We start from the raw sequence: 22,333 nt of genomic DNA, 5'->3' as shown, positions 1-22,333 counted from the left end.
TCAGCGGCCCAGTGGGCGCCGGGGCAGCGGGGAGGAGTAGACGACACTCGTGGTCACCGAGCCCAGCGCCCCGATCTTGCCCGACACCTCCTCCAGGTGCCGCATCGAGCGGGCGGCGACCTTGATGACGAAGCAGTCGTCGCCCGTGACGTGGTGGGCCTCAAGAATCTCCGGCGTCACGGCGACCAGGTCGTGGAAGGGCTTGTAGTTGCCGTTGGGGTACCTGAGGCGCACGAACGCCAGGATCGGCAGTCCCAGCCGGTCGGGGTCCACGACCGCGGCGTACCCCTGGATGACCCCCGCCTCCTCCAGGCGCCGTACCCGCTCGGTGACGGCGCTCGCGGACATCGAGACGGCCCGGGCGAGCTCGGCGAAAGTAGCCCGTCCCTCCCGCTGGAGGACATCGAGGATGCGCCAGTCGGTGGCGTCCGGGGAATACGCGGTCATGCCCGAGAAATAGCAGGGGAATCCCCTGCCGAGCAAGGTCAGCGCCGTGGAATCCCTCTTCATGTTCGTGATCGTCGACCGTAGATTTCTGGCCATGACGACAACCGACTCGCTCACCGTGAACGCCGCGAACCCCGTCCTGCGGGTCGCCCCCGCCGCCCCGGCCGAGGCCGCCGCCTACTTCCGCGCCAGCCTTGTCTTCCACGCCGACGTGTCCGACGTCGCCGCCGCGCTCGCGGCTGTCGAGGCCGACCCCGGCTTCGTCGTCCTCGACTCCCGCTCCACCGCCGCCTGGGACCAGGGACATGTCCCGGGCGCGGTCCACCTGCCCACCGCGCTCATCCCCGAGCAGGCCGAACGGCTCCTCGACAAGTCCGTGCCGGTGGTGACGTACTGCTGGGGCCCGGGCTGCAACGGCGCCACCCGTGCCGCGCTCGCCCTCGCCGAACTCGGCTACCGGGTCAAGGAGATGCTCGGCGGATTCGAGTACTGGGTGCGGGAGGGCTTCGAGTTCGAGACCTGGGAGGGCCGGGACCGGCGTACCCCCGACTCGTTGACCGCACCGACCGACTCCGACGACTGCGGCTGCTGAGGCCCGGCGATTTCGGTGGGGTTCCTGTGCAGGTGCAACCTTGGGTGCGTGTAGGTTCTGGCCCATGGTGCGATACGCGGAGCCGGGCGCGGTGGAGTGGGTGGAATCGGGCGGCGGGCCGCTCATAGCGGTGCCGGAGACGGTCCTGCCGTTCTGGGCGGGCGCCGACGGCGACGAGATGGCCTCCGACTACGACCGGGCCTGTGAAGTCGACAGCTGTGTGGGCCTGTTGCCGGTCGGTGATGCCACGGCCCTGGTCCTCGGCGACGAGCCCGCCTCGACCTCCTATCTCCCCGGCCACGGTACCTTCGTACGGTGGTGCGCCGGGGACTCCGAGGACGAACTCCTCGCCGAAGTCCCCACCGCACTCGCCACGGCCGTCTGGGAGAACGAGGTGAACTGGGCGGTGCCCGGACCGGTCGTCCTCTTCGACGCGGCCTGGCCCGGCAACGACTCCGTGAACACCGACCACTTGAAGGTCTCGCTGGCCCCGGGGCGGTACGCGGTGCGCGCGGCCAACGTGCGGCCCGGGCCGGAGACCTGGCTGGGGCTCGTCCAGTTGCGGCGGCTGTCGGACTGAGGGCCGTTCCCGGGCGCGACCGAACGGCTCGTGCGCGGGCGCTCGGGAAGTGCACGGCAGTCCGGGGCGCCGGGGGATGCCGTAGGACGACCCGGCCGGTCTCGCTCGTCGCCGGTCGGCCGGACCGCCGAGGAGAGCGGCATCCGGCACCGGCCGCATGGTGCGTGCCGGTGCCGGTGCCGGTGCAGTTGCCGGGATCGCGGATCAGATCCCCGGATCCCCAGATCCGCACCCGGCGCCCCAGGTCAGAGCCGGGCCAACTCGTCCACCAGATCGTCAAGCCCCAGCGAACCCTGCGACAGCGCCGCCATGTGCCAGGCCTTGAGGTCGAAAGCGTCGCCGTGCCGCTCGCGGGCCTTCTCACGGCCGAGCAGCCAGGCCCGCTCACCGAGCTTGTAGCCGATCGCCTGGCCGGGAATCGTGAGATAGCGGGTCAGCTCGCTCTCCACGAAGTCCGCCGGCCGGCTGCTGTGCGCGCCGAAGAACTCCTGCGCCAGCTCGGGCGTCCAGCGCTCGCCCGGGTGGAACGGGGAGCCCGCCGGGATCTCCAGCTCCAGATGCATGCCGATGTCGACGATGACCCGCGCGGCCCGCATCATCTGCGCGTCGAGGTAGCCGAGCCGCTGCTCCGCGTCCGTGAGGAAGCCGAGCTCGTCCATCAGCCGCTCCGCATACAGGGCCCAGCCCTCGGCGTTGGCGCTCACCCCGCCCACCGCGGCCTGGTAGCGGGAGAGGTTCCCCGCGACGTGCGTCCACTGCGCGAGCTGGAGGTGGTGGCCAGGTACGCCCTCGTGGTACCAGGTCGAGACGAGGTCGTAGACCGGGAAACGGGTCTGGCCCATCGTCGGCAGCCAGGTGCGGCCCGGACGCGAGAAGTCCTCCGACGGGGGCGTGTAGTAGGGGGCAGCCGCACCACCGGGCGGAGCGATGCACGACTCCACCTTCCGCACTCGCTCGGCGAGTTCGAAGTGGGTGCCGTCGAGCGAGTCGATCGCCTGGTCCATCAGGCCCTGCAGCCAGTCACGGACCTCGTCGACGCCCTCGATGTGCTTTCCGTGTTCGTCGAGGTGGGCGAGCGCCACCCAGGGCGTCTCGGCGCCGGGCAGGATCTTCTCGGCTTCCTGCTTCATCTCGCCGAGCAGTCGGTGGTACTCGGACCAGCCGTACGCGTACGCCTCGTCCAGGTCGAGGTCCGTGCCGTTGAAGTAGCGCGCCCAGCGGGCGTACCGCTCCCGGCCCACCGTGTTCGGGGCACCCTCGATCGTCGGCGTGTACACGTCCCGCATCCAGTCGCGCAGTTCCACGACCGAGGCGGTCGCGGCGCGGGCGGCCTCGTCCAGCTCCGCGCGCAGTGCCTCCGGGCCCGCCGAGGCGAAGTCCTCGAACCAGCCCCGGCCGTTGCCGTCGGTGTCCGCCCACTCGGTGAGCTGTTCGACGAAAGTGGCGGTCGGGCGCGGTGCCGCGTACAGCTTGCGCTCCAGACCGAGCGCGAGGGACTCGCGGTAGCCGGCGTACGCGGTCGGAACCGCCCGCAGCCGCTCCGCGATCGCCGCCCAGTCCTCCTCCGTCTCCGTCGGAGTGACGGTGAAGACCTCACGGATCGAGTGCGCGGCCGTGGCCATGTTGCCGACCGAGCGCAGGCCCTCGTCGGCCTCGTGCACGGCGAGTTCGGCCGTCAGACGTTCGCGCAGCAGCCGGCCGCACCGGCGCTCGATGTCACTGTCCGCGCCGGGCCGGCGCTCGGCCTCGTCGAGCTTGGCGAGCGTGGCCCGCTGAAGCTCCGCGAGCGCCTCCTGGCCCGCCGGTGAGGTATCGGGGAGCTTGCTCGAACTCTCCTTCACACCCAGGTAGGTTCCGGTGATCGGATCGAGGGCGATGAGCTCGTCGACGTAGGCGTCGGCGACCTGACGGGGCAGCGGGATCTGGGTCTCAGACATGCCGCCCATCCTCGTACGGGGACCTCGCGGGAGTCACCCCGATTCCGCTGTCGGCGTGGCAGGCGGAAGCAGCGGCCCGCACTCCCACTGCTGGAAGATCAACCGGGTCTCCACCCGGGCCACTTCGCGCCGGGACGTGAACTCGTCCAGCACCAGCCGCTGCAGATCCGCCATGTCCGCCACGGCCACATGGACGAGATAGTCGTCGGGACCGGTCAGATGGAACACGGTCCGGGACTCCGGCAGCGCCCTGATCCGCTCCACGAACGGTCCCACCAGCTCCCGCCGATGAGGTCTGACCTGCACCGACAGCAGCGCTTCCAGGCCCCGGCCGAGCTTCGCGGGATCCAGCCGCAGCTGATGACCGAGGATGACGCCACTGCGCCTCAGCCGGGTCACCCGGTCCAGACAGGTCGACGGGGCGACCCCGACCTGGGCGGCGAGGTCGCGGTAGGTGGTCCGGGCGTCGTTCTGCAGCATCCGCAGCAGATGCAGGTCCACCGGATCCAGTACGACAGTTTCGGCCATCGGCCGAACGTAGCACGGGCTTGTGCCCGGAAACACCGGTCGGTGTTCACCCTTGCCACATGGACTCAGCGCGCACCTCCACCGCGTCCCGTACGCCGCTCAGAGCACTGGCCACCGAGGCCGTCCACGCCGGCCGCGACGACCTCGCCCGCCAGGGACTGCACGCCCCGCCCATCGACCTGTCGACGACCTACCCGTCCTATGACAGCCGCGAAGAAGCCGCCCGCATCGACGCCTTCGCCACCACGGGCGCCCAGCCGGACGGGCCTCGCGTCTACGGCCGCCTCGGCAACCCGACCGTCGCCCGCTTCGAGACCGCCCTGGCCCGTCTGGAGGGCACCGAGGCGGCGGTGGCCTTCGCCAGCGGCATGGCCGCGCTCACGGCGGTCCTTCTCGTACGGTCCTCCCTCGGCCTGCGCCACGTCGTCGCCGTACGCCCCCTGTACGGCTGCAGCGACCATCTCCTCACCGCCGGACTCCTCGGCACGGAGGTCACCTGGACCGACCCGGCGGGGGTCACCGACGCGCTGCGCCCGGACACCGGACTGGTTCTGGTGGAATCCCCGGCCAACCCCACCCTCGCCGAAGTCGACCTGCGAGCCCTGGCCCACTCCTGCGGCAGCGTGCCCCTCCTCGCGGACAACACCTTCGCCACCCCCGTACTCCAACGCCCCGCCGAGCAAGGTGCCCGGCTGATCCTGCACAGCGCCACCAAGTACCTCGGCGGGCACGGGGACGTGATGGCGGGCGTGGTGGCCTGCGACGAGGAGTTCGCGGGACAGCTCAGGCAGATCCGCTTCGCCACGGGGGCAGTCCTGCATCCGCTGGCCGGCTACCTGCTGTTGCGAGGTCTCGCCACCCTTCCGGTACGGGTGCGGGCAGCGTCCGCGAACGCCGCCGAGCTCGCCCACCGCCTGGCGGCCGACCCCCGCGTCACCCGAGTTCACTACCCACGCATCGGCGGCGCCATGATCGCCTTCGAGGTCGAGGGGGACCCGCACGAGGTGATCAGCAGGGTTCGTCTGATCACCCCCGCGGTCAGCCTGGGCAGCGTGGACACCCTGATCCAGCACCCGGCGTCGATCAGCCACCGCATCGTGAACGCGGAGGACAGAAGAAGCGCAGGAGTGAGCGACCGCCTGCTGCGCCTCTCGGTGGGCCTTGAGGACGTGGAAGACCTGTGGACAGATCTGGACACAGCACTGAATGTGCCCTTCAGGGGCGCGGGGAACTGCGCGACAAGCCACAGCATCCCCGCACCCGCCGACGGGACCAGTACCCCTACGGCGCTCAGGCCCCGGTGACTCCCATGACGCTCTGCTGCGGAGCAAGCCGCGCGGTGATCACCAACGTGCCTTCCTCGATCTGGTAGTCGAGCGGCAGCTCAAGCCCCCGCATGGCCGCCACCATCCCCGTGTTGGACGACTGCGTCACCGCGTACACGCTCTCGCACCCGGCCTCGACTGCCATCCCCACGAGCCGCTCCAACAGCTCCGCACCGATCCCTCGCCGCTGCCACGCGTCCTCGACGAGCAGCGCCACCTCCGTCTCGTCACCGTCCCACAGCAGATGCCCGAGCCCCACGATCCGCCCCGACGCGGTCTGTACGGCGAGCGTGCGGCCGAAGCGCGGACTGAGCAGGTGGTTGAGATAGCGGTCGGCGTCACCGACAGGCCCGTGGTACCGCATGCTCAGCGTCCGCGACGAGCACCGCTCGTGCATCGCCCGCGCGGCCTCCAGGTCACCCGTGTCGGCCCGGCGCACGGTGATGTCGTTGCCCTCGGGCAGTGTCAGTACGTCCTGGCTGCGCGGCACCCGCGGACCGAGCCGCGCGTCCAACTCGACCAGGGCCCGGGCCCGGGCGAACTCGGTCGGCGTGAACGGCAGATACGGCCGCTCCACGGTGATCACTCCACCTTCCGGCGCCCGCAACCGCAGCACGGTCTCCTCCAGAGCTCCTTCCACGGGCACGCCCTCCGGCCCGCGACCGCCGCCCGCCGGAACGGCCGGCGAGGACCGGATCGTGCACCGGCCCAGCAACTGCCGCAACGCCAGCGGCAGTTCCGCCGCGTCCAGGGCGGTGCGGGTGGCGAGACCCAGCACCCGGGTCGGGGCGTCCACCAGGTCATGCGTGTCGGCCCGCTCGATCCAGGTGTCGGTACCGCCGGCCCCCGCGACCGCCCGGGTGAGCTCCGCCCCTTCCAGGGCTCCCGGAGCCCGCAGCAGGAACTCGTCGACCGTGCCCTCGGCCAGTGGGTGGGTCTGGAGGCTCAGGATGTCGACCCGCTGCCCGGCGAGGGCCGCGCAGAGGGCGGCCAGCGATCCCGGTTCGTCCTTCACCGTCGTCCGCATCCGCCACAGAGTGCTCTCCGCGGCCGGCCCGGCCTGCTCCCTCTCGGGCAGGAGCCGGGCGCCGGTATCACCCGAGGGTGGTGCTTGACCGTGGCGGCGTGACCACCATGTCCGGCACTTGGTCGTGGCTGCCAGGAGCCAGCTGTTCACGCTGGGCCCGTCCTTCACCTGCGTCACATCAGACATGTCTCGAGTCATGCAGCCACTGTGGAGGAACGGTGTTGCGTGATCACGAACGCCTTGTGACTGATCGGTAAAGCGTGGTTCTGCACTTTTATGCCCTTTTCAACTGTCCGGTCGGGTCCGACGCCTGACGTGCGCCGATACCCCGAACTACGTCATACGGCCACCTCCGTGTTCATCGTGACGCGCAGGCACTGGGGATTCACAGGCCGCGCACCGGAGGATGACGCCGGCGCGCGGCCCGCCTTCGACGGTGCGGGAGTTACTGACCCACCCGGCCCGGCTGGAGGACCTGCGTGAACAGCACGGTGCCGTCCGCCTCGCGCAGACGCACCGTCAGCTCTCCGCTGTGGCCGTCGATGTCGACCTCGCCGAAGAACTGGTAGCCGCCCGCGGGGGAGACGTTCGACGCGGTCGGCGCCTTCACGAACACCCGCTCCGGGCCGAAGGTGCCGTCGAGCGCGCTGGCCGGGAAGGCACCCGCGTTCAGCGGGCCCGAGACGAACTCCCAGAACGGCTCGAAGTCGGTGAACGCGGCTCGCGACGGCTGGTAGTGCTGGGCCGAGGTGTGGTGCACGTCGGCGGTCAGCCACACCGTGCCGGTGATCCTCCGGTGCTTGACGTACCGCAGCAGCTCGGCGATCTGCAGCTCACGCCCGAGCGGGGCGCCCGGGTCGCCCTGCGCCACCGCCTCGATGTTCGCCTTGCCCTCCGTGGCGTCGGGGACGACCAGGCCCAGCGGCATGTCGGAGGCGATCACCTTCCACACCGCCCGCGAGCGCGACAGCTCGCGCTTCAACCACTCCAACTGCTCGCGGCCGAGGATGCCCTGCGGGTCCACGGTCTGGTCGTCCGGCGAGTTGGCGTTGCGGTACGTCCGCATGTCCAGCACGAACACGTCGAGCAGCGGGCCTTGGTGCATGACCCGGTACACCCGGCCGTCCCGCGCCCCGGGCCGGAGCGTGGAGATCGGGAAGTACTCGCTGAACGCCCGCCGGGCCCGGCCCGCCAGCACGTCGACACGCTTCTCGGTGTAGCGGGTGTCGGAGTCCAGGATCGTCTGGCCCGGGTACCAGTTGTTGCGCACCTCGTGGTCGTCCCACTGGATGATGGACGGCACCTGGGCGTTGAAGGCCCTGAGGTTGTGGTCGAGCAGGTTGTAGCGGAAGTTGCCGCGGAACTCGGCCAGGGTCTCGGCGACCTTGGACTTCTCCTCGGTGGTGATGTTCCGCCAGGTGCTGCCGTCGGGCAGGGCGGCGGTCTCCGTGATCGGGCCGTCGGCGTAGACGTTGTCGCCGCTGCAGAGGAAGAAGTCGGGGTCGAGCTTGGCCATCGCCCGGTAGATCGTGTAGCCGCCGAAGTCGGGGTTGATGCCCCAGCCCTGTCCCGCGAGGTCACCGGACCACAGGAACCGCACCCCGTCCCGGCGTATGTGAGAGACCGTGCGGAAGGTGCCGGCGACCGGCTCGCCGGTGCGGCGCGGGTCGTCCGGGTCGGCCAGCAGCACGCGGTAGTGGATCTGCTCGCCCGACGGCAGACCGCGCAGCCGGGTCGTACCGGTGAAGTCGGTGTCCGCGCCGAGCAGAGGGCCGTGCCAGCGGCGCGGGTTGCGGAACGACTCGGTGGCGGACGTCTCGACGATCATCCGGGCCGGACGGTCCGAACGCACCCACACCAGGCCGGAGTCGGAGGTCACGTCTCCCGTCTGCACGCCCCAGCCCGCCCCGGGGCGCCCGGAGAGGGCGAAGGCCGGCGCGGCTCCGGCAGCCGCGGGCAGGGTGAGGGCCGCCGACGCGGCCAGGGAGCCGCGCAGAACGCTGCGGCGGCCGGGGAACGGACGGTGGGACATGGCTGCGCCTCCAGGGACGGGATCCGGCCAGTGTGCGTTGCCACAACTACTGGGGCGCCGCAGCGCGCACGCGAACCACAAGTGAACAACTGGCCGCGGGAACAAGGGAACCCGTGTGCGATAGCACGGTCAGTCGCGAGCGGCCTCGGCCATCAGCCGTACGCCGTCCCGGATGCGCGTGGGGGACAGGTGGGCGTATCCGAGGACCAGCCGCACTTCCTCCTCCTCGTCGGGCTCGGCACGCGCGTGTGCGTACTCCGTCAGCGGGCGGACGGTCACCCCCACCGCGGCCGTGCGTGCGAGGAACTTGTCCCGCGGGCCGTACCGACGCGGCAGCGCGGCGATGACGTGCAGTCCGGCCGCGATTCCGGAGACCTCCGTGCCGGGGAAGTGTTCGTCCAGCGCGGAGACCAGCGCGTCGCGCCGCTCCCGGTAGGCGCGTTGGCAGCGGCGCAGCTGACGGTCGTAGTCGCCGCGCTCCACGAATCTGGCGAACAGCGCCTGGTCGATCGTGGGGTGGCCGAGGTCCATCGTCCGCTTGCGTTCGACTACCTCGTCGGCCAGCGACTCCGGCACGAGCAGCCAGCCGAGCCGCAGCCCCGGGGCGAGGGACTTGCTGACCGACCCCGCGTAGGCGACACGGTCCGGGTCGAGCCCCTGGAGCGCGCCGACGGGCGCCCGGTCGTAGCGGAAGTCGCCGTCGTAGTCGTCCTCCAGGACGAGGCCGTCGACGGAGCGCGCCCAGCCGAGGAGTTCCGCGCGGCGCCGCGCGGAGTACGCGATGCCGGTGGGGAACTGATGCGAGGGCGTCGTGACCACGGCACGCACGCCGGATGCCCGCAGCGCGTCGATGTCGATGCCGTCCCCGTCCAGCGGTACGGGGACGGTGCTGACGCCCGCCGCCGCGTACAGGGCGTCGTGTTGCGGGCTGCCGGGATCCTCGACGCCGACGGTCGGCAACGCGCGCGCGTGGAGCGCGAATCCGAGCAGCGTCGTCGCCTGCGCCACTCCGGAGACGACCACGAGTCGCTCCGGATCCGCGACCACGCCCCGCCGTCGGGCCAGCAGTTCGGCGAGCGCGGCACGCAGCCGGGGCAGTCCGCGCGGGTCGGGATAGCCGAGGTCCTGGTGCGGCAGCTGCGCCAGGACGGCGCGGTGTGACGTGGCCCAGGCGCCACGGGGGAACATCGACAGGTCGGGCGTCCCTGCGACGAAGTCGACAAGGGTGTCCGGGGTGCGCGGCGCCAGGTCACGCGCGCGTGGGTGAGCGGCCCGTACGGCACCGCCGACCCAGGTGCCGGCGCCGCGGCCGCTGCGCAGATAGCCCTCCGCCGTCAGCTGCTCGTACGCCTCGGTCACCAGCCCGCGTGACACACCCAGGTCCGCCGCCAGATCCCGGCTCGACGGCAGCCGCGTGCCGGGCACGAGCCGCCCGGACCGGACCGCCTCCCGCAGCGCGGCCTGGAGGGAACGGCCACGCGTGCGTGCCGGTGCCGCGACGGCGGGGAGGAGCAGCTCCCAGGCCGCTGAGCCGACCGGATCGTCGTTCGGCTGTCGTTCCGGATTGGTCCCCGATGACGTCATGGCACTGGACCTTAAACCGGGCCGCCGCTGTTCCTAGCGTCGCTTCCATGAACGCCACCACCATGCGCGGTTCCCTCCTCGCCGCGCTCGCCTGCGTCCTCGTCGGAGGGTCCTTCACCGCCAACAGCCTGCTCGGCGACTACCCGTACGCGGGCGGCCAGTTCCTGCGCTACGGCCTCGCCGCGCTGTTGCTGGTTCCCCTGGCCGCAAGAGGAGCGGCCGCAAGGCTGCGTGCACTTGAGCTCCGTCAATGGATGCGTCTCGCGCTCCTCGCGGCCATCGGCATGGTCGGCTTCAACCTGGCCGTCATCGCCGCCGAGCGCAGCGCGGAGCCGGCCGTCCCCGGGGTCTTCGTCGGTTGCGCCCCCGTGCTGGTGGCCGTCCTCGTCCCGCTGCTGGACGGACGTCGGCCCCAACGCCGGGTTCTGCGGGGCGCGTTCCTCGTCGCCCTCGGTGCCTTCGCCGTCCAGGGCTGGGGTCGTACCGACGGCGCGGGCATCGCCTTCTCCGTGGGTGCGCTGGCAGGCGAGGTCGGCTTCGCGGTGCTCGCCGTACCCGTGCTGCGTCCGCTGGGCCCCCGGCTGCTGTCCGCGATCGTCTGCGCGGTCGCCGCCGCGGAGTCCGCGGCGGCCGGACTCCTCCTGGACGGCACCGCGTGGCTGCGTCGCCCCGACACCGCCGAGGCCGCCGCGCTGCTGTGGCAGGCGGCGGTCGTCACCGTCGTCGGCTTCGTGTGCTGGTACATGGGCATGCAGCGGATCGGCGCCGAACGCGCCACACTCTTCTCCGGTCTCATCCCGGTCGCGGCAGCCTTTACCGCACCCATCGTGGGGACGGGCTCCTACGGCGTCGCCCAGGCCCTGGGCAGCGCCCTGGTCGGCGCCGGAGTCGCCCTCGGATCCGGCGCGTTGACGGCGAGGCGGAAGGGCTCAGCGGCTGGCGTCGAGGATGACGCGGGCGACCAGGGCCGGGTCGTCGTTCATGGGGCAGTGGCCGCAGCCGGGGAGCCGCACGAGCCGGGCCCGGGGGATGATCCGCTTGGCCCGCACGCCCTGCCGGCGCACCAGCAGCATGTCCCTGGTTCCCCAGGCCACGGTGACCGGCAGCCCCGGGATGTCGTCGGTGAACTGGACGGCGCCACCGGCCCGGAGGGTCTCGTCGAACCCCGTGGCCCGCGCCAGGGCGAGCGTCTCGGCGACCACGGCCTCGGGTGACCGCAGACCCGGGCGGGCGTAGATCGTGCTCGTCAGCATCGTGCGGCCGGCCGCGCTGCGTGACAGCCGCTCGACCAGGGGCAGCGGCAGCCGCCGGGAGATGTGCCGCATGGCGAGCAGGACGCCGAACGCGTAGCGCCGCTCGGCCTGTGACCAGAACCCCGCGGGGGACAGGGCGGTGACGGACCGTACCAGCTTCTCGCGGCCGAGTTCCAGAGCCAGCAGGCCGCCGAGGGAGTTGCCCGCCACATGCGGGCGGTCCAGCTCCAGAGCCTCGCAGAACGCTCCGAACACGGCCGTCGTCGTGGCCAGGTCGTACGCCAGCCCCTCGGGCAGCCCCGGCGACGCGCCGAAGCCGGGCAGGTCCACGGCGATCACCTCGCGCTCGGTCGCGAGGATGTCGACCACCGGGTCCCAGGCCTGCCGGTGGTGACCTATGCCGTGCAGCAGGAGCAGCGGTTCACCGCTGCCCACGCGCGTGTAGGACACGGTCACGGGCTGCGGCCCCTGCGCGGAGGGGACTTTGAAGGAGACGGTGGCGGACATGAAGGCTCCTGAACGGCGACGCACGGGCTGGGACGAGAACTCACGGTCGGACGCTGTAGACACCTTGTCAGCAATTGCTACTGGCGGGTAGACCCCTGAGGTGGCCACATGTGTAATCGCCTGGACACGAACCCGTGTGTGGGTTGGGATGAATCCGTGGCCACCGAAACCGAGACCGATGTCTTCGAAGAACACCGTCCCGTCCTCATGGGCGTCGCCTACCGCATGCTCGGACGCGTCAGCGACGCCGAGGACGTGGTGCAGGAAGCCTGGCTGCGCTGGTCGGCGGCGGACCGGAGCGAGGTGCGCGAACCGCGCGCCTATCTGGTCCGCGTCACCACGCGCCTGGCGATCGACCGGCTCCGCCAGGTCAAGGCGCGCAGTGAGACGTATGTCGGCCCGTGGCTGCCCGAGCCCTATGTGACCGACTTCGGGGACACCGTGCCCGACACCGCCGAGCAGGCCGTCCTCGCCGACTCGGTGTCCCTCGCCGTCCTGGTGGTCATGGAGTCGCTGTCACCGCTGGAACGGGCGGTGTTCGTCCTCAGGGAGGCCTTCGGTTACCCCTACGCCGACATCGCCGCCATGCTCGATCGCGCCGAACCCGCCGTACGGCAACTCGCGGGGCGGGCCCGCAAGCATGTCGACGAACGACGGCCGCGCTACGAGGTCGACCAGGCCCGGCGCCGCGATCTGACGGAGCGTTTCCTCGCCGCCGCCGACGGAGGTGACCTGGAGGGGCTGATGTCGCTGCTCGCCCCGGACGTCCGTCTCGTGGGCGACAGCGGCGGCAAGACCAAGGCGCCGCTGCGGGTGCTGGAGTCGGCCGACCACGTGGGCCGCTTCATGGTCGCCGTCGCCGAAAAGGGCGTCCCGGACCTCACCTGGCGCTTCCTGGAGCTCAACGGTGGACCCGCGGTGCTCGCCCTGTCGGGCGGAAAGCCCGACTCCGTCTTCCAGATGGACATCCTGGACGGCCGGATCCAGTCCATCTACATCATCCGCAACCCGGACAAGCTGCGCTCCCTGATGGACGTCTGATTTCCCTGCCCGGCCGAAGCCCTCGTTCCGCGACGGGGGCTTCGGCGCCGTGCCACGAACCGGGCGCCGTGCGAATGCCTCATGAACGCTGCGCGGCCCCACGCGCACGTGCCGTCACGGGGATCGAGGATTGGTCTTGACCAAGGGTGGGGGCCGCCCTATGGTCGCAGAGAAGTGCAACAACCTTTAATAAACAAGGGCGCTAAAACGCCGCCGGACCACGGCGATTGCGGAGGCAAGGGTGGGGACCACGCAGCTCGAATCGGTGCCGGAACCGAAGTACTGGCATCTCAAGACCGTGCTCAGTGAGGCACTGGACTCCGAATTCTCCGTGGGCGAGATCCTGCCCAACGAACGCGACCTCGCCGCCCGCTTCGGCGTCGCCCGCGCCACGCTCCGCCAGGCACTGGAGCAGCTGGAGCTGGAGGGCAGGCTGCAGCGCCGCCGCGGTGTCGGCACGACCGTCGCCCCGCCGCGCGTGGGCGTGGCCGTCGGCACCGAGCAGCACGCCTGGCCCGGCGTCGCCGGCGACGACTGGCAGTCCGTGGACTGCGCCGCCGCGGTGCCGCCCCCGCCCGTCGCCGACGCCCTCGGGAGCAGCCGCGACCAGCCGGTGCTCACCGTGCGGCGCTCCCGGATGACCCACGGCCAGCCCGTCGCCGCCGAACTGCTCTACATCCCCGAGGAGTCGGTGCCCGAGCTCTCCGCCATAGACGCTCCGTCCGGGGCGGCACGCGCGCGTGCCGTCCTGCGCGAGCTGCACCGCCTTGAGCTGGAGAGCCGGGAGAACGCCGTCGAGCTCGGCTCGGCCCGCGCGGACGACGCCAAGGAACTCGACCGGCTGCCAGGGGCCCCGGTGCTCGTCGTCACCACCCGCTATCTGTCCGGGGGCCGCACCGCCGCGATCTCCGTGGCCACCTACCGCGCGGACACCTGCCGGCTGACCTTCGGTGACTCCGGCGCGGTCGAGATCCACGACGGGCCGGAACGCCAGGCATCCTGAGCAGGTCGCGCAGCAGTACGGCGGCGCCCCGGAGCGCATCTCCGGGGCGCCGCCGCTTGTCGTACGGGGCGCGCTCAGCGCCGCGCGGTCACCGTGCCCTCCACCGCGAACAGCTGCTCCTCCACATGGTCGAGGGCCAGCCGCAGCGCACCCGTCGCCACGGCGGCCTCGCCGAGGAGCGACAAGGTCACCTTCGGCGGGCGCAGACAGTAGCGGGCCAACTCGCGCCGCAGCGGCTCCAGTACACCGTCCAGGCCGGCCGCCCAGCCGCCGACCACGACGAGTTCCGGGTCCAGGGCCAGGGCGAGTGCAGCCACGTCGTGGACGAGCCGCTGGAGGAAGCGGTCCACGGCCGCACGGGCCCGCTGGTCGCCCTCACGGGCCTGCGCGAAGACCTCGGCGACCGCCTGCTCGTCGAGCGGGTGCAGCGGCTCGTCCGTGGTGGACAGCAGTGTTTCCGGGGTGACCTCACGGCCCAGCAGATGCAGCGCGCCGATCTCCCCGGCCGCTCCCCCGTACCCCCGGTGCAGCCGTCCGCCGATCAGCGAGCCGGCCCCCGGGCTGAGCCCGGCGAGGACGAACACGACGTCGTCGGACTCGGTGGCGGCGCCCTTCCAGTGCTCGGCGACCGCGGCCGCGTTGGCGTCGTTCTCGACCAGCACCGGGCACTTGAAGGAACGGCTGAGCCGTTCCCCGAGGCGCAGTCCTGTCCACTCCGGCAGCGCCGCGCACAGCCGTATCGTGCCGTCCGCCTCGACGATGCCCGGCGAGGCGACTCCCACCGCCCACAGGGAGTCGCGCGCGACCCCGGCCCGGCGCAGCAGTTCGGCCACCGCGGTGCGCAGCCGCTCCAGACGCTCGTCGGCGGAGGCCGTCTCGTCGACGTCCTTCGCCACGGCACCCAGCACCCGCCCGTCCAGGTCGGAGAGAAGCGCCGCGACCCGGTGCGGCCCGATGTCCAGGCCCAGCAGATGCCCGGCCTCGGCCCGGAACCTGAACCGCCGCGCGGGCCGCCCCTGGCGCCGGGCGACGCTGTCGTCCGCCGCCTTCTCGACGACCAGGCCGCCCTCGATGAGCCCCTCGACGACGCCCTCGACCGTCGGCCGGGACAGCCCCGTCACCCGGGTGATCTCGGTCAGCGTCGCGCAGTCCGTGGCGCGCAGCGCGTGCAGCACCACCGCGGAATTGATCCTTCGCAGCAGCGAGGGGTCCCCACCGGTCAGCCGCCCCAACGTCCGTCCTCCCAGCTCGTGCGCGTGTTGGGCGGATGCTACTCGGCGCGACGGGCCCCGGCGAGTGCCGGGCGCCGCGAGATCGTCCACGCCGCTCACCGATCGGATCCGGTCATCCCGGCGCCACGAACCCGGACTCGTACGCCGCGATCACCGCCTGCGTGCGATCGCGCGCCCCCAGCTTCGCCAGTACGGCGCTGACATGCGACTTGACGGTCTCCGTACCGACGATCAGCCGCCCGGCGATCTCCGCGTTGGACAGGCCGCGTGCCATGAGCCGGAGTACCTCGGCCTCCCGCTCGGTCAGCTGGGCCCGCTCCATCGCAGCCCGGGCCGCGCGGTTGCCCCCGTCGTCGCCGTACCGGGCGGCGAGCTGCCGTACCGAGGCGGGGAACAGCAGCGACTCGCCCTCGGCGACCAGTCGCACCGCGTGCACGATCTCGGCAGGCCGGGCCCGCTTCAGCAGAAACCCGTCGGCACCGGCCCGCAGGGCCTCGTACACGTACTCGTCGTTCTCGAACGTCGTCACGACGACGATCTTCGGTGGTGCATCGACCGTCCGCAGCACCGCGCGCGTGGCCTCGATGCCGTCCAGCAGAGGCATCCGTACGTCCATGGCGACCACGTCGGGCCGCAACTGCCGTACGAGTGGGATCACCGCCGCCCCGTCCGCCGCCTCGCCGACGACCTCGATGTCGGGCTGCGCCTCCAGCACGGCCCGCAGACCGGCGCGTACGAGGGGTTCGTCGTCGACGAGGAGAACGGTGACCGGCATCCGGCCAGCGTAGATCAGCGCAGCGGCAACTGGACATGCACCTGCCAGTCGCCCTGGTCCGGCCCGGTCTGCGCGCGGCCGCCGAGCAGGGCCGCGCGCTCGCGTATGCCCCGCAGACCGCTGCCCCGGCCCGGCCCCGGTATGTCGGCCGTCAGCGGATTGCGGACCTCCAGGGCGAGACTCTCGTCCCCGACCTCGATACGGACCCGGACCGGGACGGCCCCCGCATGCCGGAGCACGTTGGTCAGCGACTCCTGGAGGATGCGATAGCCCTCGCGCGAGACCGGGCCCGGCACGGTGTCCACCGGCCCCGTGAACTCGGCGTCCACCTTCGCTCCGGACGCACGGGCGGACTCCAGCAGCCGGTCGGCGTCCGTGAGTGTCGGGCGGCTGCTCACCGGCCGCTCGGACTCCCGCAGCACACCGAGAACGCGCTCCAGGTCCTCCAGCGCGGCCCGGCCGGTCTCCTCGATGGCGTCGAGGGCGCGGTCGGTGAAGGCGGGATCGCCGGCCGCGCGGGCGGCACCCGCCTGGACGACGGCGACGGTCAGGGCATGCCCTATCGAGTCGTGCAGCTCGCGCGCGATGCGCGTGCGTTCGAGGAGCTGCTCGGTGCGCTCCTCCATGGCGGCGAGGCGTTCGGCCGGGGAGGGACCGAGGAGGCGCAGGGCGAGCGCGGTGACGATCCGTCCGGAGACGACGACGGTCACCCCCAGCGCGGCCAGCGAGAGGGGCGCGAGCAGGATGTGCCACCACTGGTGGCCGTCGAGGAGGATCAGCACCCCTTCGTCGACGTCATGGCCGAACGCCGCCGACACCAGGTCCACCGAGCTGATGAGCAGCTGGACGACGAGCATCGAGGTCGCGTAGCCGAGCAGCAGCCGGGTCTCCAGCCACACGACGAGCCGCCCCCGGTCGGCCCAGGACGTGGACGGCGCCACGACGATGTCGATGCTCTCGCTGTCGTGCCGATGACCCGTCAGCAGCAGCCTGGCCTGCAGCCCCTCCACCGTGCGCATCGCAGGGACCAGTCCGGCCGGGACGAGCGCCGCGGCCGCCACCAGCCAGGTCCACCAGGCCTCCTCGATGAACAGCCACATGGCGGGCCACACGACGGCGATGAACAGATGCAGCAGTCGTGTGTACGTCACCGCCCGGCCGAACGGGCGCAGCAAACGGACCATTTGGTCATCGTGCCAGCCGCCACTGACAACGAACCTCCCCCGCACGGGGGAGACGATCTCCACGCACGGGGGAGGCACCGCCGCCACGGCGCGCGCCAGGCTGCTGCCATGACCAGCATCGAAGTCCAAGCCCTCACCAAGGAGTTCGGCAGCCGACGCGCCGTGGACGACGTCACCTTCCGTGTCCTGCCCGGCCGCGTCACCGGCTTCCTCGGCCCCAACGGCGCCGGAAAGTCCACCACGATGCGGCTCGTCCTCGGCCTTGACCGACCGACCTCGGGGACGGCCACGATCGGCGGCCGCGCCTACGTCACGCTCGTCGAACCCCTGCGCCAGGTGGGCGCCCTCCTCGACGCCCAGGCCGCGCACGGCTCCCGCACCGGCCGCGACCATCTGCGCACGCTGGCGGCGAGCAACCGCATCCCCGACCGCCGGGTCGACGAGGTGCTGGAGGAGACGGGCCTGGCCTCGGTCGCCCGGCGCCGGGTGAAGACGTACTCGCTGGGCATGCGGCAGCGGCTCGGCATCGCGGGCGCCCTGCTCGGCGACCCCCGGGTGGTCATGCTCGACGAGCCCTCGAACGGCCTCGACCCCGAAGGCATCATCTGGATCCGCAAGTTGCTGCGCCGGCTGGCCACGGAGGGCCGAACGGTCCTGGTCTCCAGCCACCTCATGAACGAGACCGCGTCCTTCGCCGACCACCTCGTCGTTCTCGGCAAGGGCCGCCTGCTCGCCGACACGCCCATGCGGGAGTTCATCCACGCACGCGTGCAGCCCAGCGTCCGCATCCGTACGACGGACCCCACCGCCCTCAGGAGCGCCCTCGCCCACCACGGTCACGAAGCCGTGGAGCACGAGGACGGGCGCTGGACCGTGCACCACGCGCGCGTGGACGAGATCGGCGTCCTCGCCTCCGCGGCGGGGGTACCGATCCTGGAACTGGCCGCAGAGGAAGGCACCTTGGAGCAGGCCTACCTCGATCTCACCGCCACCGAAACCGAGTTCACCCCACAGCCGCAGGAGGCCTGACATGCCCTTCGTCCCCGTCCTCCACGCCGAGTGGCTGAAGATCCGTACGCTGCGCTCGCTCCTCGGCGCACTCCTCGCCCTGTTCGCGGCGACCACCGCGTTCTCGGCGATCGCCGGGGTCTCCGAGACCTCCGACCCCGAGTTCGATCCGCTGTTCATGGCGCTGTCCGGGGTAGCACCGGGCCAGATCGCGGCCATCGCGTTCGGTGCCATGGCGGTGTCGTCGGAGTTCCACGGGGGTGGGCTCCGGCTGACACTGGCCGCGGTGCCGAGGCGCGGGCGGTGGTTCGCGGCGAAGCTGGTCGCGATCGCCGTACCGACTCTGGTCGTCGGGCTGGTCACCGCGTTCGCCGCGCTCGTCGTGGCCCGGGCCGGGCTCGGCGACGCGGCGAGCGGCCTCTCCACGGGAGAGCAGGCGCGCGGTGTCGTCGGCTGCGCCCTCTACCTCACACTGATGGCGCTGTTCGCGGCCGGGATCACGGCCCTGTTGCGCAGCGGTGTGGGCGCGCTCTCCCTCATCATCCCGTTCATCCTCGTCGTGTCGTTCGTGATCGGCGACGCGGCCGGGGGCGGTGTCGCCGACTTCCTGCCCGACAGGGCGGGCCAGACCGTCCTTTACGAGACGCCCGACCGAACTCTGGGGCCGTGGGCCGGACTCGGAGTCACCCTGCTGTGGGCGGCGGCGGCACTCGCCGCGGGAGCGTGGAGCGTGCGACGACGGGACGCCTGACCCCGAAAGTCGCCTGACGCCCCGCCAAATGTCAGTGGTGCCGGGTTTACTGGATCACATGGACAGTGCGAAGTACCTCGCCGCGATCGACTCGCTGTGCGTCCGCGACCTGGCCGCGACGGACGGCGAGTCGCGCGCCTACAGGTCGGGGCCCGGCTACCGCATCGAGTCGTTAGAGGCGAGCCACGGGATGCGGGACGGAGACGCGGCGCCGCGCATGGCGGCCGTGGGGGACTTCTACGCCCTCAGGAGCCGCATAGCCCAGGAGTTGGACGACCGCTGGGGCAGGCAGCAGCGGCCCTGGGGGATGGGCACGCTCAAGCTGCGCCTGGAACGAGGCGAGGAGATACCCGAGCCCTGGGCCACGACGAGCATCGTGGCGGACGACCTCGACCTGTGGCAGCCCCCTGGCTCGGACCGCTGGATCGCGCTCGGCGTGGGCTACCGGGACGAGACCGACGAGGTCCACGTCCTGGCCGTGGCCTCCGACATCGACCCGGTGTGACCTGCCAGGAGGCATCCGACCACGCCCCGGTGTGACCTACCGGGAGCCATCCCCTCACGACCCGCTGTGACCCACTAGCCGTCCGCCGCCACCCGCAGCCGGGCGAACTCCTCCGCCATCGTCGCCGCCGTCCAGTGCGCGTTGAGACCGCTCGGATTCGGCAGCACCCACACGCGTGTGCCCCCGATCGTCCGCTCCTGGGGCCCCACCTGCGCCTTGCGGTCGTCGAAGGCCGCCCGGTACGCGGTCACCCCCACCACGGCCAGCCAACGCGGCCTGAGCCGTGCCACCTTCTCCGCCAGCAGCCGCCCGCCTTCGCGGTACTCCTCCGCGCTGAGCTCGTCCGCCCGCGCGGACGCCCGGGCCACGACATTCGTGATGCCGAGCCCGTACGACAGCAACTCCTGCTGCTCCGACGGCTTCAAGAGCCTCGGCGTGAAGCCGGACAGATGCAGCACCGGCCAGAACCGGTTGCCGGGCCGGGCGAAGTGATGGCCCGTCGCGGCCGTCATCAGGCCGGGGTTGATCCCGCAGAACAGCACATGGAGACCGTCCGCGACGACGTCCGGCACGAGCCGGTCGCGGGCGGCCGCCAGCTCCTCGGGGGTGAAGCGCGTCATGGCGTGAGGAGTGTCAGAGGATCGCCCCGGGCGTGTAGCCCGCGGCCGCCGGGTGCTGCTTGACGATCTCCTCGATCCGGCCGACGACGAGGGCGACCTGGTCGGCCGCGGCGCCGGTGAAGGACAGCTTGTCGGCCATCAGCGCGTCGAGCTGGGCGCGGTCGAGCGGGATGCGCTCGTCGGCGGCCAGCTTGTCGAGGAGTTCGTTGCGCTCGGCACCCTGCTCGCGCATCGCGAGCGCGGAGGCCACGGCGTTCTCCTTGATCGCCTCGTGCGCGACCTCACGGCCGACGCCCGCGCGCACCGCGCCCATCAGCACCTTGGTGGTGGCGAGGAAGGGCAGGTAGCGGTCCAGCTCACGGGCCACGACGGCCGGGAAGGCGCCGAACTCGTCGAGGACCGTCAGGAAGGTCTCCAGAAGTCCGTCGAGCGCGAAGAACGCGTCCGGCAGCGCGACCCGGCGCACCACCGAGCAGGACACGTCGCCCTCGTTCCACTGGTCGCCCGCCAGCTCGCCGGTCATCGAGGCGTAGCCACGCAGGATGACCATCAGGCCGTTGACACGCTCGCAGGACCGTGTGTTCATCTTGTGCGGCATGGCGGAGGAGCCGACCTGGCCCGGCTTGAAGCCCTCGGTCACCAGCTCGTGCCCGGCCATCAGCCGGATCGTCTTCGCCAGCGAGGAGGGAGCCGCCGCCAGCTGCACCAGCGCGGTCACGACCTCGTAGTCGAGGGAGCGCGGGTAGACCTGACCGACGCTCGTGAACGCCTGCGCGAAGCCCAGGTGCCCGGCGATCCGGTCCTCCAGCTCCGCCAGCTTGGCGGCGTCCCCGCCCAACAGATCCAGCATGTCCTGCGCGGTGCCGACCGGGCCCTTGATGCCACGCAGCGGGTACCGGCCGAGGAGCTCCTCGACCCGGCCGTACGCGACGAGCAACTCGTCCGCCGCCGTCGCGAAGCGCTTGCCGAGGGTGGTGGCCTGCGCGGCCACGTTGTGCGAGCGGCCGGCCATGACCAGCTCGCCGTACTCGCCCGCGAGCTTGCCCAGACGTGCCAGCACCGCCACCGTGCGGTCGCGCATCAGCTCCAGGGAGAGCCGGATCTGGAGCTGCTCGACGTTCTCGGTGAGGTCCCGGGACGTCATGCCCTTGTGGACCTGCTCGTGTCCGGCGAGGTCGTTGAACTCCTCGATCCGGGCCTTCACGTCGTGCCGCGTGACCTTCTCGCGCTCGGCGATGGAAGCCAGGTCGACGGTGTCGAGAACCCGCTCGTAGTCGGCGAGCGCCTGCTCCGGCACCTCGATCCCGAGGTCTTTCTGGGCCCGCAGCACGGCGAGCCAGAGCTGACGCTCCAGCTTCACCTTCTGCTCGGGCGACCAGAGCGTGGCGAGCTCGGCGGAGGCGTAGCGTCCGGCGAGGACGTTCGGGATGCGGGGCTTGGCGGGAGTCACGTGTGCAGATTCTACTGGCGATTCGTGCAGGCCAGCGTCGCGGGGGTGTTCGTGGGAACCTACGAGGACTTTCGGATTGCCTGGCCGACGTCGAGAAGTGGCTCACCCCCCGCCTACTCCACCGGCCCCTCGTACGGCAGCAACTTCGACCGCTTCGGGGGCAGACCATCGCCCGACGACCGTCCCGTCAGGCGTCGGCCGATCCACGGCAGCAGGTACTGGCGGGTGAACCGGACGTCCGCGACCCGGCGGGCCACCCACCTCGGCGGCACGGTGGCCGGCAGCGGTGTCCGCCACTCCGTGTCCTCGGGGTCGTAGCCGAGGGTCTGCCACACGGCCTCGGCGACCCGGAGGTGGCCCTCGGAGGTCAGGTGCAGCCGGTCCACGTCCCACATCCGCGGGTCGGACAGCGAGGCCGCGCCGTACAGGTCGACGACCACGGCGCCGTGCCGGGACGCCAGGTCGTCGACGACCTCGAACAGCGCCTCCATGCGGGGCCGGTAGCGCTCCAGGACCGGGCCCTGGCGGCCGGGGCTGCGCATCAGCACCAGTTGCTTGCAGGACGGGGCGAGCCGCTCCACGGCCTCGGTCAGCAGCGCGCGGACCTGCCCCATGTCGCACTTGGGTCGCAGGGTGTCGTTCAGCCCACCCACCAGCGTGATCACGTCGGGTTGCATCGCCGCCGCGACGTCGACCTGCTCGTCGACTATCTGCTTGATCAGTTTGCCGCGCACCGCGAGGTTGGCGTACCGGAAACCGGGCGTGACCGCGGCCATCCGGCCGGCCAGGAGATCGGCCCAGCCGCGGTAGGAGCCGTCCGGCAACAGGTCCGACATGCCCTCGGTGAAGGAGTCGCCGACCGCGACCAGGCTGGTGTGTGTGGGATTCGTCTGCATGACGGAAGAAATGGTAACCGCTGCACATACCCGCCGGTCGGTCACCCTCGACGCCC

The 22,333-nt window shown here is 71.7% G+C and carries 21 protein-coding genes and 1 pseudogene; 9 read left to right on the top strand and 13 right to left on the bottom strand.

What is annotated here, in order from left to right:
- Complete coding sequence (locus ACI2L1_RS29430) at positions 1–447, bottom strand: Lrp/AsnC family transcriptional regulator (protein WP_404742487.1); 447 nt, start codon at positions 445–447, stop codon at positions 1–3.
- Positions 448–541: 94 nt separating this feature from the next.
- Here ACI2L1_RS29430 and ACI2L1_RS29425 point away from each other — a divergent pair, with 94 nt between their 5' ends.
- Positions 542–1,039, top strand: coding sequence for a rhodanese-like domain-containing protein (locus ACI2L1_RS29425; protein WP_404742416.1), 498 nt, complete (start codon positions 542–544; stop codon positions 1,037–1,039).
- A gap of 64 nt (positions 1,040–1,103) precedes the next feature.
- On the top strand, positions 1,104–1,619 hold the full coding sequence (locus ACI2L1_RS29420) for an immunity 21 family protein (RefSeq protein ID WP_404742415.1): 516 nt from the start codon (positions 1,104–1,106) through the stop codon (positions 1,617–1,619).
- A 245-nt stretch (positions 1,620–1,864) separates the two neighbouring features.
- Here the strand turns inward: ACI2L1_RS29420 and ACI2L1_RS29415 are convergent, their stop codons facing one another.
- Both ACI2L1_RS29415 and ACI2L1_RS29410 read right to left on the bottom strand, forming a co-directional pair.
- Positions 1,865–3,556, bottom strand: coding sequence for a DUF885 domain-containing protein (locus ACI2L1_RS29415; RefSeq protein WP_404742414.1), 1,692 nt, complete (start codon positions 3,554–3,556; stop codon positions 1,865–1,867).
- Positions 3,557–3,589: 33 nt separating this feature from the next.
- Positions 3,590–4,084, bottom strand: a complete 495-nt coding sequence (locus tag ACI2L1_RS29410; protein WP_404742413.1) for an Lrp/AsnC family transcriptional regulator — start codon at positions 4,082–4,084, stop codon at positions 3,590–3,592.
- Between the two features lie 59 nt (positions 4,085–4,143).
- Between ACI2L1_RS29410 and ACI2L1_RS29405 the strand changes: the two genes are divergently transcribed.
- Entirely contained in the window at positions 4,144–5,388 is a 1,245-nt protein-coding gene (locus tag ACI2L1_RS29405; RefSeq protein ID WP_404742412.1) for a trans-sulfuration enzyme family protein, read from the top strand.
- Here ACI2L1_RS29405 and ACI2L1_RS29400 read toward each other — a convergent pair.
- The 3 genes from ACI2L1_RS29400 to ACI2L1_RS29390 form a co-directional block, all read right to left on the bottom strand.
- A complete protein-coding gene (locus tag ACI2L1_RS29400; protein WP_404742411.1) occupies positions 5,375–6,634 on the bottom strand; it encodes a GNAT family N-acetyltransferase in 1,260 nt (419 codons plus the stop codon). The two genes, ACI2L1_RS29405 and ACI2L1_RS29400, sit on opposite strands and share 14 nt — an antisense overlap.
- 247 nt (positions 6,635–6,881) lie before the next feature.
- On the bottom strand, positions 6,882–8,468 hold the full coding sequence (locus ACI2L1_RS29395; protein WP_404742410.1) for an alkaline phosphatase D family protein: 1,587 nt from the start codon (positions 8,466–8,468) through the stop codon (positions 6,882–6,884).
- A 129-nt stretch (positions 8,469–8,597) separates the two neighbouring features.
- Positions 8,598–10,052 carry a PLP-dependent aminotransferase family protein gene (locus ACI2L1_RS29390; RefSeq protein WP_404742409.1) on the bottom strand — a complete coding sequence of 485 codons (1,455 nt, stop codon included), beginning with the start codon at positions 10,050–10,052 and terminating at the stop codon, positions 8,598–8,600.
- Here ACI2L1_RS29390 and ACI2L1_RS29385 point away from each other — a divergent pair.
- Positions 10,043–10,888, top strand: a pseudogene (locus tag ACI2L1_RS29385) (EamA family transporter); the annotation flags it as partial. The gene ACI2L1_RS29390 and the pseudogene ACI2L1_RS29385 sit on opposite strands and share 10 nt — an antisense overlap.
- Positions 10,889–10,981: 93 nt before the next feature.
- On the opposite strand, the gene ACI2L1_RS29380 reads toward ACI2L1_RS29385, so the two are convergent.
- The gene (locus ACI2L1_RS29380) at positions 10,982–11,812 is read right to left on the bottom strand and encodes an alpha/beta fold hydrolase (RefSeq protein WP_404742408.1); all 831 of its coding nucleotides are present in this window, start codon (positions 11,810–11,812) and stop codon (positions 10,982–10,984) included.
- A 156-nt stretch (positions 11,813–11,968) separates the two neighbouring features.
- Between ACI2L1_RS29380 and ACI2L1_RS29375 the strand changes: the two genes are divergently transcribed.
- Both ACI2L1_RS29375 and ACI2L1_RS29370 read left to right on the top strand, forming a co-directional pair.
- On the top strand, positions 11,969–12,853 hold the full coding sequence (locus ACI2L1_RS29375) for an RNA polymerase sigma-70 factor (RefSeq protein ID WP_404742407.1): 885 nt from the start codon (positions 11,969–11,971) through the stop codon (positions 12,851–12,853).
- A gap of 241 nt (positions 12,854–13,094) precedes the next feature.
- The gene (locus tag ACI2L1_RS29370) at positions 13,095–13,856 is read left to right on the top strand and encodes a GntR family transcriptional regulator (RefSeq protein ID WP_404742406.1); all 762 of its coding nucleotides are present in this window, start codon (positions 13,095–13,097) and stop codon (positions 13,854–13,856) included.
- 74 nt (positions 13,857–13,930) lie between these two features.
- Here ACI2L1_RS29370 and ACI2L1_RS29365 read toward each other — a convergent pair whose 3' ends face one another.
- From ACI2L1_RS29365 to ACI2L1_RS29355, 3 genes are all read right to left on the bottom strand, one after another.
- Positions 13,931–15,088: an ROK family transcriptional regulator gene (locus tag ACI2L1_RS29365; protein ID WP_404742405.1), complete on the bottom strand. Its 1,158-nt coding sequence runs from the start codon at positions 15,086–15,088 to the stop codon at positions 13,931–13,933.
- A gap of 112 nt (positions 15,089–15,200) precedes the next feature.
- Positions 15,201–15,863 carry a response regulator gene (locus tag ACI2L1_RS29360; RefSeq protein WP_404742404.1) on the bottom strand — a complete coding sequence of 221 codons (663 nt, stop codon included), beginning with the start codon at positions 15,861–15,863 and terminating at the stop codon, positions 15,201–15,203.
- 14 nt (positions 15,864–15,877) lie between these two features.
- Entirely contained in the window at positions 15,878–17,047 is a 1,170-nt protein-coding gene (locus ACI2L1_RS29355) for a sensor histidine kinase (protein WP_404742403.1), read from the bottom strand.
- Between the two features lie 108 nt (positions 17,048–17,155).
- Between ACI2L1_RS29355 and ACI2L1_RS29350 the strand changes: the two genes are divergently transcribed.
- From ACI2L1_RS29350 to ACI2L1_RS29340, 3 genes are read left to right on the top strand one after another with little or no spacing between them, the layout of a single operon-like run.
- Positions 17,156–18,076, top strand: coding sequence for an ABC transporter ATP-binding protein (locus ACI2L1_RS29350; protein ID WP_404742402.1), 921 nt, complete (start codon positions 17,156–17,158; stop codon positions 18,074–18,076).
- A 1-nt stretch (position 18,077) separates the two neighbouring features.
- Positions 18,078–18,806 (top strand): ABC transporter permease, encoded by a 729-nt coding sequence (locus ACI2L1_RS29345; RefSeq protein ID WP_404742401.1) that lies wholly within the window; start codon positions 18,078–18,080, stop codon positions 18,804–18,806.
- A 58-nt stretch (positions 18,807–18,864) separates the two neighbouring features.
- The gene (locus ACI2L1_RS29340) at positions 18,865–19,311 is read left to right on the top strand and encodes a hypothetical protein (protein ID WP_404742400.1); all 447 of its coding nucleotides are present in this window, start codon (positions 18,865–18,867) and stop codon (positions 19,309–19,311) included.
- A gap of 74 nt (positions 19,312–19,385) precedes the next feature.
- On the opposite strand, the gene mug is transcribed toward ACI2L1_RS29340, so the two are convergent.
- From mug to ACI2L1_RS29325, 3 genes are all read right to left on the bottom strand, one after another.
- Complete coding sequence (mug, locus tag ACI2L1_RS29335; RefSeq protein WP_404742399.1) at positions 19,386–19,931, bottom strand: G/U mismatch-specific DNA glycosylase; 546 nt, start codon at positions 19,929–19,931, stop codon at positions 19,386–19,388.
- Between the two features lie 13 nt (positions 19,932–19,944).
- Positions 19,945–21,381 (bottom strand): adenylosuccinate lyase, encoded by a 1,437-nt coding sequence (purB, locus tag ACI2L1_RS29330; RefSeq protein ID WP_404742398.1) that lies wholly within the window; start codon positions 21,379–21,381, stop codon positions 19,945–19,947.
- Positions 21,382–21,494: 113 nt separating this feature from the next.
- Positions 21,495–22,277, bottom strand: a complete 783-nt coding sequence (locus ACI2L1_RS29325; RefSeq protein WP_404742397.1) for an SGNH/GDSL hydrolase family protein — start codon at positions 22,275–22,277, stop codon at positions 21,495–21,497.
- Between the last annotated feature and the right edge of the window lie 56 nt (positions 22,278–22,333).

Source organism: Streptomyces sp. NPDC019531, assembly GCF_044903305.1.
Lineage (GTDB): Bacteria > Actinomycetota > Actinomycetes > Streptomycetales > Streptomycetaceae > Streptomyces.
Note: the sequence above shows the minus strand (reverse complement) of the source record. Positions and strands in the feature narration are given on the sequence as shown.

Bases quoted from the DNA above. Each gene is read 5' to 3' on its own strand.
- ACI2L1_RS29405 (WP_404742412.1), top strand. From the start codon at position 4,144: ATGGACTCAGCGCGCACCTCCACCGCGTCCCGTACGCCGCTCAGAGCA.
- ACI2L1_RS29390 (WP_404742409.1), bottom strand. From the start codon at position 10,052: ATGACGTCATCGGGGACCAATCCGGAACGACAGCCGAACGACGATCCG.
- ACI2L1_RS29325 (WP_404742397.1), bottom strand. From the start codon at position 22,277: ATGCAGACGAATCCCACACACACCAGCCTGGTCGCGGTCGGCGACTCC.
- ACI2L1_RS29425 (WP_404742416.1), top strand. From the start codon at position 542: ATGACGACAACCGACTCGCTCACCGTGAACGCCGCGAACCCCGTCCTG.
- ACI2L1_RS29350 (WP_404742402.1), top strand. From the start codon at position 17,156: ATGACCAGCATCGAAGTCCAAGCCCTCACCAAGGAGTTCGGCAGCCGA.
- ACI2L1_RS29400 (WP_404742411.1), bottom strand. From the start codon at position 6,634: ATGACTCGAGACATGTCTGATGTGACGCAGGTGAAGGACGGGCCCAGC.
- ACI2L1_RS29430 (WP_404742487.1), bottom strand. From the start codon at position 447: ATGACCGCGTATTCCCCGGACGCCACCGACTGGCGCATCCTCGATGTC.
- mug (WP_404742399.1), bottom strand. From the start codon at position 19,931: ATGACGCGCTTCACCCCCGAGGAGCTGGCGGCCGCCCGCGACCGGCTC.
- ACI2L1_RS29360 (WP_404742404.1), bottom strand. From the start codon at position 15,863: ATGCCGGTCACCGTTCTCCTCGTCGACGACGAACCCCTCGTACGCGCC.
- ACI2L1_RS29410 (WP_404742413.1), bottom strand. From the start codon at position 4,084: ATGGCCGAAACTGTCGTACTGGATCCGGTGGACCTGCATCTGCTGCGG.
- ACI2L1_RS29355 (WP_404742403.1), bottom strand. From the start codon at position 17,047: ATGGTCCGTTTGCTGCGCCCGTTCGGCCGGGCGGTGACGTACACACGA.
- ACI2L1_RS29395 (WP_404742410.1), bottom strand. From the start codon at position 8,468: ATGTCCCACCGTCCGTTCCCCGGCCGCCGCAGCGTTCTGCGCGGCTCC.
- ACI2L1_RS29415 (WP_404742414.1), bottom strand. From the start codon at position 3,556: ATGTCTGAGACCCAGATCCCGCTGCCCCGTCAGGTCGCCGACGCCTAC.
- ACI2L1_RS29380 (WP_404742408.1), bottom strand. From the start codon at position 11,812: ATGTCCGCCACCGTCTCCTTCAAAGTCCCCTCCGCGCAGGGGCCGCAG.
- ACI2L1_RS29420 (WP_404742415.1), top strand. From the start codon at position 1,104: ATGGTGCGATACGCGGAGCCGGGCGCGGTGGAGTGGGTGGAATCGGGC.
- ACI2L1_RS29340 (WP_404742400.1), top strand. From the start codon at position 18,865: ATGGACAGTGCGAAGTACCTCGCCGCGATCGACTCGCTGTGCGTCCGC.
- ACI2L1_RS29345 (WP_404742401.1), top strand. From the start codon at position 18,078: ATGCCCTTCGTCCCCGTCCTCCACGCCGAGTGGCTGAAGATCCGTACG.